At 68.1% G+C, this 14,689-nt stretch carries 14 protein-coding genes and 1 tRNA gene; 10 read left to right on the top strand and 5 right to left on the bottom strand.

Translation table 11 applies throughout. The features are described from left to right. Window positions 1-214 precede the first annotated feature (214 nt). Window positions 215-727, top strand: coding sequence for a hypothetical protein (locus BJY16_RS08960; protein ID WP_185038608.1), 513 nt, complete (start codon window positions 215-217; stop codon window positions 725-727). A gap of 229 nt (window positions 728-956) precedes the next feature. Here the strand turns inward: BJY16_RS08960 and BJY16_RS08955 are convergent, their stop codons facing one another. Further along, the gene (locus BJY16_RS08955; RefSeq protein WP_185038607.1) at window positions 957-1,814 is read right to left on the bottom strand and encodes a hypothetical protein; all 858 of its coding nucleotides are present in this window, start codon (window positions 1,812-1,814) and stop codon (window positions 957-959) included. 496 nt (window positions 1,815-2,310) lie between these two features. On the opposite strand from BJY16_RS08955, the gene BJY16_RS08950 reads away from it, so the two are divergent. From BJY16_RS08950 to BJY16_RS08930, 5 genes are all read left to right on the top strand, one after another. Continuing rightward, window positions 2,311-3,240, top strand: a complete 930-nt coding sequence (locus BJY16_RS08950) for a hypothetical protein (protein WP_185038606.1) — start codon at window positions 2,311-2,313, stop codon at window positions 3,238-3,240. Beyond that, on the top strand, window positions 3,233-4,189 hold the full coding sequence (locus BJY16_RS08945) for a TRM11 family SAM-dependent methyltransferase (protein WP_185038605.1): 957 nt from the start codon (window positions 3,233-3,235) through the stop codon (window positions 4,187-4,189). Before BJY16_RS08950 ends, BJY16_RS08945 begins: the two co-directional genes overlap by 8 nt. After that, window positions 4,186-5,109 (top strand): adenine nucleotide alpha hydrolase family protein, encoded by a 924-nt coding sequence (locus BJY16_RS08940; RefSeq protein WP_239177084.1) that lies wholly within the window; start codon window positions 4,186-4,188, stop codon window positions 5,107-5,109. The genes BJY16_RS08945 and BJY16_RS08940 overlap by 4 nt, the downstream gene beginning before the upstream one ends. Then, window positions 5,106-5,660 (top strand): DNA cytosine methyltransferase, encoded by a 555-nt coding sequence (locus BJY16_RS08935; protein ID WP_239177082.1) that lies wholly within the window; start codon window positions 5,106-5,108, stop codon window positions 5,658-5,660. The genes BJY16_RS08940 and BJY16_RS08935 overlap by 4 nt, the downstream gene beginning before the upstream one ends. Before the next feature lie 151 nt (window positions 5,661-5,811). Continuing rightward, window positions 5,812-6,504 carry a hypothetical protein gene (locus tag BJY16_RS08930; protein ID WP_239177080.1) on the top strand — a complete coding sequence of 231 codons (693 nt, stop codon included), beginning with the start codon at window positions 5,812-5,814 and terminating at the stop codon, window positions 6,502-6,504. A gap of 146 nt (window positions 6,505-6,650) precedes the next feature. Here the strand turns inward: BJY16_RS08930 and BJY16_RS08925 are convergent, their stop codons facing one another. Next, complete coding sequence (locus tag BJY16_RS08925) at window positions 6,651-7,070, bottom strand: hypothetical protein (protein ID WP_185038603.1); 420 nt, start codon at window positions 7,068-7,070, stop codon at window positions 6,651-6,653. Window positions 7,071-7,498: 428 nt separating this feature from the next. Here BJY16_RS08925 and BJY16_RS08920 point away from each other — a divergent pair, with 428 nt between their 5' ends. After that, a complete protein-coding gene (locus BJY16_RS08920) occupies window positions 7,499-7,729 on the top strand; it encodes a helix-turn-helix transcriptional regulator (RefSeq protein ID WP_239177078.1) in 231 nt (76 codons plus the stop codon). A gap of 93 nt (window positions 7,730-7,822) precedes the next feature. Then, window positions 7,823-9,286 carry a tyrosine-type recombinase/integrase gene (locus BJY16_RS08915; protein ID WP_185038601.1) on the top strand — a complete coding sequence of 488 codons (1,464 nt, stop codon included), beginning with the start codon at window positions 7,823-7,825 and terminating at the stop codon, window positions 9,284-9,286. 91 nt (window positions 9,287-9,377) lie between these two features. Here the strand turns inward: BJY16_RS08915 and BJY16_RS08910 are convergent. Continuing rightward, window positions 9,378-9,452: transfer RNA gene (locus tag BJY16_RS08910), tRNA-Lys, on the bottom strand. A 516-nt stretch (window positions 9,453-9,968) separates the two neighbouring features. On the opposite strand from BJY16_RS08910, the gene BJY16_RS08905 reads away from it, so the two are divergent. Then, window positions 9,969-11,837: a hypothetical protein gene (locus BJY16_RS08905; protein ID WP_185038600.1), complete on the top strand. Its 1,869-nt coding sequence runs from the start codon at window positions 9,969-9,971 to the stop codon at window positions 11,835-11,837. Between the two features lie 600 nt (window positions 11,838-12,437). Here the strand turns inward: BJY16_RS08905 and BJY16_RS08900 are convergent. Further along, a complete protein-coding gene (locus BJY16_RS08900; RefSeq protein ID WP_185038599.1) occupies window positions 12,438-13,067 on the bottom strand; it encodes a hypothetical protein in 630 nt (209 codons plus the stop codon). Between the two features lie 324 nt (window positions 13,068-13,391). Between BJY16_RS08900 and BJY16_RS08895 the strand changes: the two genes are divergently transcribed. Continuing rightward, window positions 13,392-13,805: a hypothetical protein gene (locus tag BJY16_RS08895; protein ID WP_185038598.1), complete on the top strand. Its 414-nt coding sequence runs from the start codon at window positions 13,392-13,394 to the stop codon at window positions 13,803-13,805. A 163-nt stretch (window positions 13,806-13,968) separates the two neighbouring features. Here the strand turns inward: BJY16_RS08895 and BJY16_RS08890 are convergent, their stop codons facing one another. Beyond that, on the bottom strand, window positions 13,969-14,337 hold the full coding sequence (locus BJY16_RS08890) for a hypothetical protein (protein WP_185038597.1): 369 nt from the start codon (window positions 14,335-14,337) through the stop codon (window positions 13,969-13,971). Between the last annotated feature and the right edge of the window lie 352 nt (window positions 14,338-14,689).

The raw sequence follows: 14,689 nt of genomic DNA, 5'->3' as shown, positions 1-14,689 counted from the left end.
GCTGCCGACGAGAGCGGCCGCTTCGCCTGGCACCTGGATGCCGATGGCCGGATCCAGACCATCCTTGCGACAGAGCGCCGGAATGATCGTGCCTTTTAGCTGTTCGGCGTGTTCGACGCCGTTCCGGACAGTGCGGAAATGGCCCGGACACTACCCGGACAGCGATCGGGTTGATGCACTGTGTCCATCGCCAGCCACCTCCCGGAGGTCGATCATGTCTGTTCGTTTGCTGCGGCGCGCTTCGACCACCCTGCACGCCAACTCGTCAGGCGCCGTCGGCCCTTCGGCGCGACGATCGTTCAGCGAAGGAGTCAATGTGAAGCGACACATCATCCGCGGGCTCACCGTGGCGCTGCTCGGCGCATCGGTGCTTGCCCTCACCGCGGTTCCCGCCCAGGCATTCACCCTGGGTGGGAGCTGCGACGGATCCACTGCGAACGGCGAACGGCAGATGTTCTTCCACGCGGACAACGGCAAACCTCTGGGTACAGGCATCTGGAACTGGCACCAGAATTCGTCCGGCGCCCACGAGTACCACCTCTGGACCATCGATGACAACCTTGGGGACGGCGCGAGCATGGTCACGCAGGTGGTGAGCGGCGGACGGACCATCTCGTATCAGCACATGAACAACTACAAGATCACATATAGCGTCAGTAAGTACCGATTCGTATGGAATGGATACGCGAGCTCCTGGTTCGCCTCGACATCTTGCAGCCGGGCATAGGTCGGCACAGGTCTGCACATCGCCTGGGCGGTCAGGGCAGGGTGCAGATACATCGGCAGCGCGTGCCGGCCGCGCAAAGCGGCATCCGTCCGGGGCAGAGTGCCTGAACATGTGAGGCGGCCGGAGAGGCGAGCCCGCTGGTCCGCGGCAACGGTGCTCCCCGTGAAGCACTACGCCTGTGGGCCCGACACCTGGTGTCGGGCCCACGTGGATGGAAGTGGTAGTCGAGTCAGCCGACAAGCAGCGGAGACGCCGCGGGGATCCGGCGGGTGGCCCGAATACGTTGACGCTGCTGCGCCTTGCGCATCCATTCCTCGCGCAGTTGAGGCGAGGTCGCCTCGGTGAGGGTGCCGTCGCTGACGGCCTCGGCGATGCGGGCGTCGATGCGTTTGACGCGGCGGCGCAACGTGTCCACCTCCAGGCCCAGGTCGGCGGCGATCGGTTCGATGGCCCGGCGGCCCAGCCGAAGATCGATGTAGGGCTGCTCATCGTCGGCGTCGACGATGCCGAGCTGCACCGCACGCGCGACCAGCAGATCGGGGTGGCCCCACGGCCGCTTGGGCGTACGGGGTCCGGTCACGTGCTCGAGGATCTCGTCGGGCAGCGGGATGGCCTCGGCGCCGTCACGCTCGCGCAGCTCGTGCCCGGCCCGCCACGCGGCCTTGCACAACGCGGCGTACGGGGCAGGACGGACCAGGTCCACGCGGTCGCGCAGCGCGGTCAGGAAACCGGTGAGGATCTCCGCGTCGAGGTCGTGGGTATCGTGCGCCCAGCCGCGCGCGAGTTGACCGGCATAGCGGCGCAGCGCGGGCAGCGCGAGGGCGGTTGCGGCGATCACCCAGGCCGGGCCGTCGAGGCGGGCACGGCGGATCAGCTCCCGCCATACGGCGTCGCGAGCGGCATACGACCGTGGGTGCTTGAGCAGCCAGCGGTCCAGCGCACGAACCGTGATCCAGCCCATGGGCAAGTCGGTGCCCTCCCGCAGCGGCTCCAGGTCCAGCATCAAAGGATCCGGGCCCCGGGTCAGGCCGGCGAAAGCGACCTCGACGGCGGCCAGCGGCGAGTCGGGCCAATCGGTGGTGGTCATCCACGAACTCCCCTGATCAACGGCGGTGGGTCGGCGACATCTGTCCAGACGCCGCGCTGTGGTGCCGTCCGATTGGGCCACGGGCTTCCGACAAGGCACCGACAGTGCAGGTCGGCGCCCGTCTGTCTGCGGCCGTGGCGTTTCTGACAGCGCCGACGCCGTACGCCGGAGAAGTCTGGCGCTGGTCCGACAAAGCTCCGCTGTTCAGGACGTTCACGACGGTCGCGGGCAAGCCCGGTATGTTCGCCGAGCCGGCAGGCCGGTTCTGACGGAAACCGTCGAGGCGTCTCGAACCGGCGGCCGACATCTCACAGCCATCTGACACCGCTTCGCACGCTCCGCGAACACGCCGGAGCGGGTCTCACAGGGTTTCTGACAACGCCGTGGTGTCGGAATTCTGTTGGATCGCTGACAGACCGGGGAGTGTTCGCCACAGCGCACAAAACCCGTTGTGGAGGTGTCAGCGCATCACGGCGCGGCGCGGAGCCGACACTTCATGAGCGAGCACACGCCGCAGCACCACACCGCCCTGCCCGCATCCACCGACCCGGCCCCGCTCGATGGGGCGCAGACCGATCTGGTCGCCGGTGACCCGCCGACCCCGATCACCGTCTGGCGCACCGCCCGGACCGAGGCCGACGCCGGCCGCTCCATCGGCGCCCGTCTGGCCGAGCGCCTGATCGCCGCCTACTCGCGCCCCGGCGAGATCGTCGTCGACCTCACCGACAGACACGCCCTCACCCGCGCCTGCGCGATCGGGGGCCGCGAGCACCGTCCGGCGTGGTTCACCGACGCCGCCAGCATGATCGTCGGGCCGCCCAGCCCGACGACGTTCACCGACGGCGTGCTTGAGGTCGACGCCGAGGACTCCGACGAGGTCGATCCGCCGGCGGTGTCCCTCTGGTTCGGTGACGACCTCACCGACCGCGACCTGCATGCGGCCGGCACGCCGGTCGCCCTGCCCGCCGACGGGTCACTGCACGGCGTGACCAGCCTGGTGGTCGCCCGCTGGCCCCTGGACGCCAACGGCGCGGCCGCCAATCGGGTGCGCCTGGCCTGGCTGTTGAGCGCCTGCGCGCAGCTGCTGCGTCCCGGCGGCTGCCTCATCCTCGTCGTCGCCGTCGCGACCGGCACCCCGCCGGCCCCGGAGGACTTCACCGGCGTGGTGCAGGCCGCCGCCGGGGTCCGGCTCGGCTACCTGCAGCACATCGTTGCGGTCGCCGCCGACACCGACGGCGACGCGTTCATCTACCACCTCACGACCGACGAGGAGCTGCTCGCCCTGACCAGCGCCACCGACGGCTGGCAGGCCCAGCACGTTCGGGTGCACGCTGACCTGCTGGTGTTCAGCCAGATCCGGCAGCCCGGTTCTGCCCGGCGCACGCGCGGCGGGACGGACCGGCAGGGTGGGGGTCGCCGTGGCTGAGCCGCGCCCGAGCACCCCTCGCACCGACACCGGCTCCGAGAAGGCGCGCGGGCGGCACCGGTCCGAGGGCGGCGGCCGCCATCGCAGCGATGAGCCGGACCGGCTCAGCGTGTGGGCGACCGCGCAGTCGACCGGGCCGGTGCAGCGCAAGGGCCGGTACGTGGCCGAGTCGGTCAAGCACCCCGCCCGGATGCTGCCGGCGATCGCCGAGCACGCCATCACCCACTACACCGAGCCGGGTGACCTGGTGCTGGACCCGATGTGCGGGATCGGGACCACGCTGGTCGAGGCCGTGCACGCCGGCCGTGACGCGGTCGGCGTCGAGTACGAGTCCCGGTGGTCCGACATCGCCGACGCCAACATCAAGCACGCCCACGCCCAGGGTGCGACCGGCCGGGCCGGGGTCATCCGCGGCGACGCGACCAGCATCCTGTCGCTGGTCCCGGCCGCTCTGACCGGGCAGGTCGCGCTCGTGGTGACCTCGCCGCCGTACGGGCCGACCGTGCACGGTCTCGTCAACCCGGGCGAGGACGGTGTCCGCAAGTCCGACAACACCTACAACGACGGCACCGACAAGGGCAATCTCGCCTACCGCGACCTGACCGGGCTGGCCGACGGGTTCGCGCAGATCCTGGCCGGTTGCAGGGTGCTGCTGCGCCCGGGCGGGTTCGTGGCGGTGACCGCCCGGCCGTGGCGCAAGAACGGCCACCTCGTCGACCTGCCGTCCGCAGTGATCGGCGCCGGCCTGCGGGCCGGGCTCATTCCGGTGGACCGGTGTGTCGCCCTGCTCGCCGCGGTCCGCGACGGCGGTCTCGTCGCACGGCCCAGCTTCTTCCAGCTCCAAGCGGTCCGCAAGGCGCGGACCGCGGGCGCGCCGATGCACCTGATCGCGCACGAGGACGTCCTGGTGTTCCAGGCGCCGGGTCCTGGAAGCGAGGTGGTGGCGTGACTGCACCCGCCGCCCGCTACCTCTCGCTCGGCGCCGGCATCCAAAGTTCGGCGCTGCTGCTGCTGGCCGTCCACGGCCGGATTGCGCCGTTCGACGCGGCGGTCTTCGCCGATACCGGCTGGGAGCCGGCCGCGGTCTATGCGCATCTGCGCCGGCTGCAAGCGCTCGCCGAGCCGGCCGGCATTCCGATCATCCGGGTGTCGACCGGCAACATCCGCGACGACGCCCTCGACCCCGCGCACCGGTTCGCGTCCATGCCCCTGTTCACCCTCGGCCCGGGCGGCGAGAAGGGCATGGCGCGGCGTCAATGCACCAGCGAGTACAAGATCCGTCCGATCAAGGCGGAGGTACGCCGCCGGCTCGGCTACCCCCACCCGGCGCGGGTGCCGGCCGACGTCTTCGCGCAGATGGCGATCGGGATCTCGGTCGACGAGGTGCACCGGGCCCGCGACGCCGACGTCGCCTACATGCGCAACGTCTTCCCGCTGCTGGACCTCTCGTGGCGGCGCGGCGACTGCGCGGCGTTCCTGGCCGAACACGGCCTGGCCGACACCCCCCGCTCGGCCTGCATCGGGTGCCCCTTCCACACCGACGCCGAATGGGTCCGCCTCCGCGAACAGGATCCGGATGGGTGGGCGAACGCGGTCGACTTCGACCGCAGGATCAGGCACGGCTCCGCCCGGGCGACCGCCGACGGGCACCCACTGCGCGGACAGTTCTTCCTGCACCGGCAGCGCATCCCCCTCGACCAGGTCGACCTGCGACCCCGGCCCGCTGGCCCGGAGGAGACACCGGGGTGCGGGCCATGGTCCTGCCCGCACCCGGCGGAGCCGGCGCCGGACTCGGCCACACGAAACGATCCGGCCGCGGAGACGGTACCGCCGACACCGGCGGGGACCGGGCTGCGGGAGGTGGCGTGATTGCCGCGACCTCGCCGCCCGCAACAGGGCTCCGCATCGGATCACTGTGCACCGGCTACGGCGGCCTCGACCTCGCCGCCGAAGCCGTCCTCGGCGGCCGACTCCAGTGGTACGCCGAAACCGACCCGCACGCCCAGAAAGTCCTCACCTTCCGCTGGCCGGACGTCGTCAACCTCGGCGACATCCGCACCGTCGACTGGAACAAGGTCGCCCCGGTCGACATCATCACCGCAGGCTTCCCCTGCCAGGACATCTCCAACGCCGGCAAGCGTGCCGGGATCACCGGCAAGAACTCCAGTGTCTGGACAGCGGTCGCCGACGCCGTTCGCGCGCTTCTACCCCCGCTGGTCTTCGTGGAGAACGTGGCCGCGCTCCTGCGCCGCGGCTTCGACACAGTCCACGCCGACCTGGCCGCGCTCGGGTACGACACACGGTGGATATGCCTACGCGCGTCCGACATCGGCGCCGCCCACCGCCGCGACCGGCTGTTCCTGCTGGCCATCCGCCGTGACCTCGTCAGGGCCGGTGCTGCCGACCCCGTGCGCCCGTGACGGCAAAGGCCCCGGCCACCCGTACGGGCTGCCCGACCTGATCGAACCGGGCGGAAGTAGGCATCTCCTACTGCCAACCCCGACCGCGGCCACGTACGGCTCGAACAAATCGGTGTCGGCGGGAGCGGTCCGCCGGCCCGGACTCGCCCAAGTGGCGGGCACGTTGCTGCCCGCTCCGACGGTCGCCGACAGCCGCAGCTCGGCCAACGCGACCGCCGGACGCAGCAGACCCCAGGTCGGGCACGTCGGGCACACGCTGACCGACACCGCGCGGCTGTTGCCCACCCCACGGGCCAGCGACACCGGCACACCGGGCCGGCGTGCCGGGGCCGGGTTCCGACCGCCGTTGTCGCAGGTGCTGCTCCCGACACCGCGAGCCAGCGACGGCGAGAAGGGGTGCCCAGGGCAGCGGGGCAGCCACGGGGACCTGACCCTGCCGTCGGCAGCGGTCCGGGTCCGGATGCTGCCCACCCCACGCGCCAGCGACGGACACGGCCCCTGCCTGCACGGTGACGGCGGCGCCGACCTGATCACCGCCGCCGCCGGACTCGGCCGGCTCGACGAGCAGCGGTGGGGTGTCTACGCCGTCGCAGTAGCCCGGTGGGAATTGTTGCTGGGCCGGTCGGCTCCGGACCCGACCCAGCAGGGCAGGCACGGCAGGCCGGTGCTGGCTCCACCGTTCGTCGAGTGGCTCATGGGTCTCGACGAGTTCTGGGTGACCGGGGTCGACCTGCCTCGAACTGCGGCGTTACGTGTGTTGGGTAACGGCGTGGTCTGGCAGCAGGCCGCGACCGCTTTGCGGCTGCTGCTGTGCCCCCACCACTGGATGCTGGATGACCGGTGACCTGAGCTCCGGTGCCGCACCGTGGGGCGGGTCGAGCTGCGGTCAGCGCGCCGGGCCCGCGGCGCAGGCGTGAATCTGAATGCGCGAGGGGCCTACCCGCACTGTTGCTGCGGGCAAGCCCCTCATCCTGGCGGAGTTGCCGACGCTTACGCGGCGGAGGGGGCCACCTTCGCCAGGGGCATCGCGGACGGCGCGGTCGCGTCCAGAGCGAGGTCGTGGCGGGCGTCGCTGAACACTCGACGGGCTTGGCGCAGCAGGTCGCGGGCCGAAGCCATCGACGTCGCCGCGGTACGCGAATAGTCGCCGACGTACGGCTCGGCGTGTCGGGTGAGCCGGCCGAGGGCCGCCGCAGTGTCCTCCAGAGCGGCCACGGCGTCCCGCGGTGAGTAGTGGCTGTTGAACTCCATCACCCGAACCACGTTGCGGGATGCGGTGACGAGTTCGGCCAACGCGGCGGGCACGACCCGCGGGTCTTCGGCGTCGATCTCGAACCCGTCGTCAACCCGCGCCGATGCGGTCGCTATGCCGGCGGGCGGTGCTGATGGTGCCGCGATCTCTAGATCCATAACTGCTCCTCGATGAATTCCTACGGCGGCGACGCGATCGGGCCGCATCGCCGGCACCGGGCAACCCCGATACCGCTCCATGAACCATCACCCCTACGCATAGATCAAGTGCGCTGCGGTTAGGCGGCTGAGCAGGCCTAGTACTTCGGAATGCCCACACCGTGGCGCGCCGTCCCTCCCATGCTCGTCCGCCCGGGTGGGCGCCCCTTCCGGGGCTGCCCACCCGGATTCCTCGTTTGCCAGGAGGCAATGTCATGACCACACCGGGCCCGCGAAGGCTGCCATTCCGGCTGACCATCGCCGTCCGCGTCCCGGCTATCACCGCAGCCGCCGGCGCCAGCGCCAACCCCCTTCAGCCGTCGTGCGAGGGGTGAAAAACAGTGACACCACACCCGGGCCCCGACGACTCCACGGCCCCGAACGGCAAGGTGTGGACCGAGGAGCGCATCCGCGCGCTCGGGGCGGTCACCACGGTGGCCACAGCCGCATCAATCTTCGCGATCAGCCGATCGACCGCATACGAGCTCGTCCAGCTCAACGAGTTCCCGGTGCCCGTCTTACGTTTCGGATCTCGCTACCGGGTGCCCGTCGCGGCGATCATCGCCGCCCTGCACATGGCCCCGGCAGCCGACAGCGAAGAGCCTCACCGAACGACTTGATCCACACCGGCCAACGAGCGTGGATCAGACCCATGAAATCCGCAGCCCGAACACTCCGGGCTGCGCAAACGCACACTCAACGGAGGATCGACCGTGCCGGAAGGTTCCGTCTTCAAACACTGTGGATGCAAGGACGACAACGGCAAACGTTGGGGCAGCCACTGCCCCGGTCTGCGCCGCCGCGGCGGCGCCTGGAACTCCAGCCACGGCCTCTGGGCCTATCAACTCGAACTACCCAAGACGGCCGACGGCAGGCGACGCCAGTTGCGCCGCTACCGGTTCGACAAACGCGAGGACGCCGCGAACGAGCGCGACGCCGCGCTCGCCCTACTCGCCCTCGCCGGCAACAACGGCGACCTCGCGATCGAGATCGGCGACCTGCTCCACCAGCTCAAACCCACCGAGCCGCTGCCCGACCGCAACATGATCGCCCGTCGGGTCAAAGCCGGCATCCCCGCTACCACCGCCGTCCTTCTCGGCGACTACCTGCAGGAATGGCTCACCGGGCGCAACATCGGAGACGGCACGAAACGCGCGTACGCCGGCCACATCCGCAACCACCTCGACCCGCATCTCGGGCACATCCCGGTCGAGAAGCTGGGCATCGGCCACATCAGCGCGATGTTCGCCGCCATCACCGACCGCAACATCGCGATCGAGACCGCCCGCGACAGCGACGACCCGGCCGTACGCGCCAGCGTCAAAGGCCAGCGCATCACCGGTCCGGCGACCATGCACCGCATCCGCGCCACCCTGCGCAAGGCGCTCAACGACGCCATCCGCGCCCATCGCCTGATCGAGTTCAACCCCGCCGCTCACATCGAACTGCCCTCCGGCAAACGCCCCAGAGCCAGGGTCTGGACCGCGGCGGCCGTCAAACATTGGAAGGTCACCGGCCAGAGACCGAGCCCGGTCATGGTCTGGACCCCGGAGCAGGCCGGCCAGTTCCTGGACTACGCCGAAGATCACGACATCGTGCTCTACCCGCTGTACGCGCTCATGCTCTATCGCGGCCTGCGGCGAGGCGAAGCGATCGGTCTGCGTGACCTTGACGTCGACCTGGACGTCGGCGCTGCGGTCATCAGCCAGCAGATCACGACAGTCGGCTATCAGCCGGTCACGAAGAAGGTGAAATCCGAGGCCGGCGACCGCACGGTCACCTTCGACCAGACCACCACCGCGATCACCCGCGCCCACCTGGCCCGCCGGGCGAGCTGGCAGCTGGTCTCCGGTCCTGCATGGATCCGCACCGGCCTGGTGTTCGTACAACCGGACGGCTCCGCATGGCACCCCGACACCGTCACCAAACGCTTCGACAGCCTCGTCGGTAAGGCCGGTCTACCACCGATCCGGCTGCACGACCTGCGCCACTGCGCCGCGACCTTCCTCAAAGCCGCCGGCGCCGACCTTCAAGACATCAAGGAACTACTCGGGCACTCAACAATCACCATCACATCGGACACCTACACGTCGGTCATCCAGGAACTAGAAACCGAACGCGCCAAGGCCGAAGCCGCCGCAGCCCTCGTGCCTCGCACCAACCGGCGCGCCAACTGAGTAGGTGCTCGGTAGCTCCGTTATCCCCAAAAACGGAGCGACCGCAGCAACCTAAGTGAACCCACAAAACTAAGTTTGTGCAGGTCAAGCATGGTGGGCCGCCGGGGATTCGAACCCCGAACCTAAGGATTAAAAGTCCTCAGCTCTGCCATTGAGCTAGCAGCCCGCAAGGTCAGCCTACCGGGGGATCAGGGGGTTGAGCTATTGGGATACCCGGGATGGGTAGTTTTTGCAGGTCAGCGACTGCTCGGCGTGTCGGATTTCAGCGACTGGTGATCCCTGGGGTACACCGTTCGAGCTCGTTGAGCGACGCGGAGCGGCTTCGAGCGTCCAACCGGTTGACCAGCGAGCAACTGCGGAGCAACCAGACCGCTCGCGCCGGTCAGACCTTCGGGGTCTTTCCCAGTGCTTCCGGAAGCAGCTCATTAGAGGGCCGCAGCGGTACCGATGTCCACGACCCTGATCGGAACACCTGAACCGGGCAGCGACCGCCGCGGGACTTCTCATCTCCGGTGGTTCTCAGCCGACTGAGACGGCCATGTCAGTGGGAGCATCATTGCCGGATTACGTAACCCTGCTCGTGGGTAGTTGGCCGCAGATTCGTCCGCGGCACGTAACGGTCGTTGGCGCACAGACTGTCGCCAGGCAGCTACCGATATCCGAGGGCCGTTGTGGCATCTACGTGCTTTCCTTCACCGACGGTCAGCTGTATGTCGGCCAGGCGGTCAATGTGGTGACCCGGTTCGGCGATCACCGCAAGACATACAACGATATCGCCGAGTTGTACTTCTGGAATGTCCCCCGGGAGCTCCTCGACGCGTACGAGCAGCAGGCCATTCAGATCCTGCAGTCCGAGGGACTCCTGCTACGCAACGTCATCTATGCGTCCGGACGGCTCGGTGCTAGCGACCTCGACACGATCACCTCGCCAGCGGAGCAGCTAGCCTGGTTCGCCTCCGCCGTATCCGACGACCTCGGCGACGAGACTCGCCCGGACCGAACTCAAACCCGTATAGCCAACAAGGGCCGGTTCGATCAAGTCGCCACGGATCCACGCCTGGTCCCGATACTTCCCGCGGTTCGCCGCTATCTCGCTCGCACCATTCCGTTTCCCCGGCGCACCGAGTTTTCTCGATGGTCGATCAGCGCGGCCCCGAACACCAACAAGAACTCCGCGCCGCGGATGTTCACCATCACCGTGCACTCGCTGGAAACCCTGCACGTCTGGGCGCCGTTCGATGAACAGCACCGGACGATCTTCGAGCTTAACGTCGATCTAGCCACGATGCAGAGGCACTGGCCCGACCTCGGCGACCTGGCGCAAACTTTCGGCGCGGCCGTCGTTCAGGACACGATCTACCGAGTACGCCCGGGTGTGCTTCGGTTGTCGGTCGAAGGCCCACGCAACTTCATGCGGCTGCTCGACGTAGATGGTGTGGTCGAAGCAGCCCGACGGCTCAATCTGGATATGATGCGCAAGGGACCCGCCGTGCAGTACAAGAGCCACTCCTTCCACCTCAGCGATCTGCTCCTCGATCCGGTCACCGACGCGACCAGCGGTGTGAGCGACGATCCGCTGAATTGTGGCCTGGTGGCCGATGCCCTCGGCGACCTCCGGCTGGCAGAGCAGCTCTACCGGCAGGCCGCCGATGCCGGCAACCCGGAGGCTGCCTTCCGCATCGGGGACCTGCACACCGAACGCCGCGAGGACGACCACGCGGAGTTCTGGTACGACTGCGCCGAGCGCGGCGGCTACCACGGAGTCCGGCGATCCCCGCACTTCGGCAACACCTACGCGCTGATGGAACACGGCGGATACGCCGCGGAGCGGGACGACCTGTCCGCGGCGGCCGACTACTTTCGGCATGCCGTATACAGCGGCTCCACCAAGGCGTACCTCGAACTCGGCTCCGTTCTCCAGGAGCTCGGCGACGATGCCGCAGCCGAAATGGCATACCGGCATGGCGCGCAAGCAGGTCATGCGCTCGGCTGGTACTACCTCGCGTGGCTACGGATGCATGAAGGCGATACCGAGCAGGCCGAGACGTTGTTCTGGCGAGCCGCTGACGCCGGCCACTTCGGCTCGTTGATCGAAATCGGCGTCATGCAGCAGGAACGCGGGGAACACGACCTCGCCGAGGCCAATTTCCGGAAGGCGGCGAAGGCCCGATTCCCCAACGCCGAAGTCATGCTCGGCAACATCGCCGCTCAGCGCGACGATCGCGCCGCCGCCATCAAGCACTACAACCGCGCCATAAAGTGGGGCAACACGGGCGGCATGATCGGCCTTGGACTACTGCTCGAAAGCGACGGCGATCTGCACGGCGCCGAGTCGTGCTATCGCCAGGCAGCCGAGGCAGGAGACCTGCTTGGCTTCGTCAACTTGGCCATGCTGTACGCCTTGCAACACGACGATGAGCGAGCCGAGGCTTACTGCAGTGAGGCTGTCGAAGCCGGCTACGCCGATGCCTTCGCTGATCTAGGCGACATGCTCGAGGAGGAAGGCTATCCCGAAGCGGCGCAGCATTACTACAGCCTTGCCGCCGCTTGAGGTCGCGGTGATCGGTGCGGCCCGGCCAGCGACCGCGTGGGCTGGCATTGGCGGTCGAAGGTGTTGCCGGAAGTCGTCTACCTGGAGCATCTGTCCAGCGCGAACTCCTTGTACGAGGTCGGCACGGCAACGTTCCACCTGCGGCCATCCCGGGGTGATTTCGCCGGCGAGTATCGGCGCCGAATGTCGGTGGGTTTCAGCGCCGCGGTTGACGGCCAGGCATGATCAATGTTGCTGAGTTTGAGCGCCACCTGGATGCCTTGCCCGAAGCATGCGAGCGAGCTGTCCGCTGCCACTGAAGGTGGACTTTGTGCCACTACGTCTGGTTGAACCGGGTTTTCTGTCATTACGCTTGGTCCAGTTCGGTCCTCCAATATCGGCAGGTTGTCGACGAGATGCTCGCCCGGCCAGTCGACCCGAAACACCGAACAACCATTCAAGACGTCTTCGAGCACGTCACCAAGAACCTGCAGCTCAACGTCTCTTTCTCGGCAGTCAGCGCTTACGTCCGCGCACGACGGAAACACGCGGCCACCCAACGACGGTGACGTTGCGGAACCCTCCGAGGCCGGACGGCAAGGGATAGAAGCGCATGCTGCGTCATATGCCGAGAGGCTCGCTGATCTGCAGGCGCCGATCCATCGCTGCGGCCAGCGCATCCGCCAGATCGGAGCGAATGCCCTGCGCCCACGGATGCAGAGCGGTCAGAAAACCAGCGAGATCTTGCTGAACCGCACCCAGAAGGTCCGGCAGATTATGGCGCGGGATGTCGATGTGTGGTTTATCCGGGCCGAGAACCGACCCTGCAGGAAGCTGGCCGCCGTCCTTCCACACCCGGACTACCGGCCCTCGGTGCTCGATCAGCGGATCCGGGTCATGGCCGAGGTCGATCACCTCACCGCCGATCACGCGGAGCCAGTCGCGCCATTCGTCGAGGCCGACGCAGCATCCGGGGTCGATGACGACGTTGTCGTCGCCCACCCTCAATCCACCCGGCGCGAAGTCTCCGTCGTCGCAGGTCAGATACTCCTCGATCGCCTCCACCGCGTCCGTCGCGGTGATCGAAAGGTCATCGGCGGTCACGCTGCGGCCGATCAACGTCCAGACCACCGCCCCCACCTGCTGCGACGTCGGCATTCGCGGAACCGCGAAATAGAAGTCGGTCTGCTCGGCCGGCCAGAACGGGCAGTCAGCGGACCACCGCTCCAGCACCGGCATCAGCGTGATCATCGCATGAGGCTAACGGGCCGAAGGCGACGCCTGCGACCGCATTCACCGCCTCATCGCGACGCCCGAGCCCCACCCGGCTCGTCCACGAATCGGATCAAGTTCAGTGACACAAACCGAGCTCACCGCCCCCCGCCACAGCGAGTTACAACATAGGGCCGTGTCACCCATTCTGATCCGGCCTGGTCATGGCTTCATCCCGGACCAACTTTGCTGGCAGCGGACACGAGCGCGTATCGATCAAGGAACCGGAACGTCCGTGGGAGACGCTCGGGAAGACGGCGACGCGCTAGTGGCACTTCGTATGCTGCGTCCCAGGAGGTGCACGTGACGGACGCCCAACTTATCGATCGATTGATCGAGCAAGCAGCACAAGCGCCTGACTGGCGTAGCAGCTGCGCCCGTCCAGGGCACCTGCCGCTGTTCAACTACTGGGGTCCGGTCATGTATCTGACTTCGGCCGGCGATGTCATCAGGGACGACGAAGAGGGCGGCCAGCTGCGGTTGGCAGACCCAGACGAACGTAACTTCGGGCTCGCCCGAGCTGCCGACCTGTATCCGGAACTCGCTCACCTGAGGCCCCGGAGGCCGCAGGCGGCGGTCACCTGCGACCTCTGCCGCGGCCAGGGCCGGGTGGTGGTCTCGCGGGGAAAGACTTCGCCGTGGCCGGATGGATACGAGCTCCGCTCGTTCTTGTACTGCTCGGGGTGCAACAGCCTCGGATGGACCCTTACCGACTGACCTCTGTACCGCATCGCCGCCGCCACCGGGCGGCACCGGCCGGTCAGCCCGAAAGGCCTCTCTCGCAGGCGGTCCCCGTGAGTGGCGCCAAGACTCAGCGACACAGAGCCCGGCCCGAAAGCCATGGCGCTGAAAGCGACCGACATCTGGCGCTCGAACTCGCCTACAAACTCACTCCGGATGGGCCAGCACGACGCGGGCCCTGCAGCGCGTTATCGAACACCGGGCGGTAGCCAGACGGCGCGGGCTCTGGCCACTGCGGCGGTTCCTCGATCGCGGCGTGTAGCCGCTCGGCAACCTCGGCGACCGCTTCACCGACCGCCTCGGGCTGCACCTGGTCGTAGGCGGCCTGGTCATCGTCCAGGTCATCGATCAGGTCAGCGGTCAACTCGGGCGCCACATCTTCGAAGGCACGGACGATCCGCAGTGCGCCATGCGCGCCGACCTCGTATTCGAGGCAGGCGGCCGCGGTCGCGTCGAGCACCGCCGCGGCGGCGGCCAGGTCATCTCGGTCGACCTGATCGCGCTTCACTCTGGCAGGGTATGGCCGCCTGGCTCCGCCCAGCCGGGGATACGGCAGATCCTGCCGGGAACCGGTTGGTGGTTTGTCAGTACGAGCGGTCGGTTCTCGGCACGATGGGATCTATCGGCTGGGTAGGGCCTTTCTCTGGCTCCAGGAGTGAGAGTTGGCCCCACGTACGAACGGATGGTGGCCCCACCGGCTGACCCAGCAAGAGTGATTTGGTGATTTTTGGCCCCGCCCCGCGGCGGAGCGGTGAGACGATCGGCCGCCCCGCACCTTGGCCCGACGACATCGAGGAATGGGAGCTCGAAACGAACCGGCCAACCCCTCGACGACACGGCGAACCGCCGTTCTAACGGCA

Source organism: Actinoplanes octamycinicus, from assembly GCF_014205225.1.
Classification (GTDB): Bacteria; Actinomycetota; Actinomycetes; order Mycobacteriales; family Micromonosporaceae; genus Actinoplanes; species Actinoplanes octamycinicus.
Note: the sequence above shows the minus strand (reverse complement) of the source record. Positions and strands in the feature narration are given on the sequence as shown.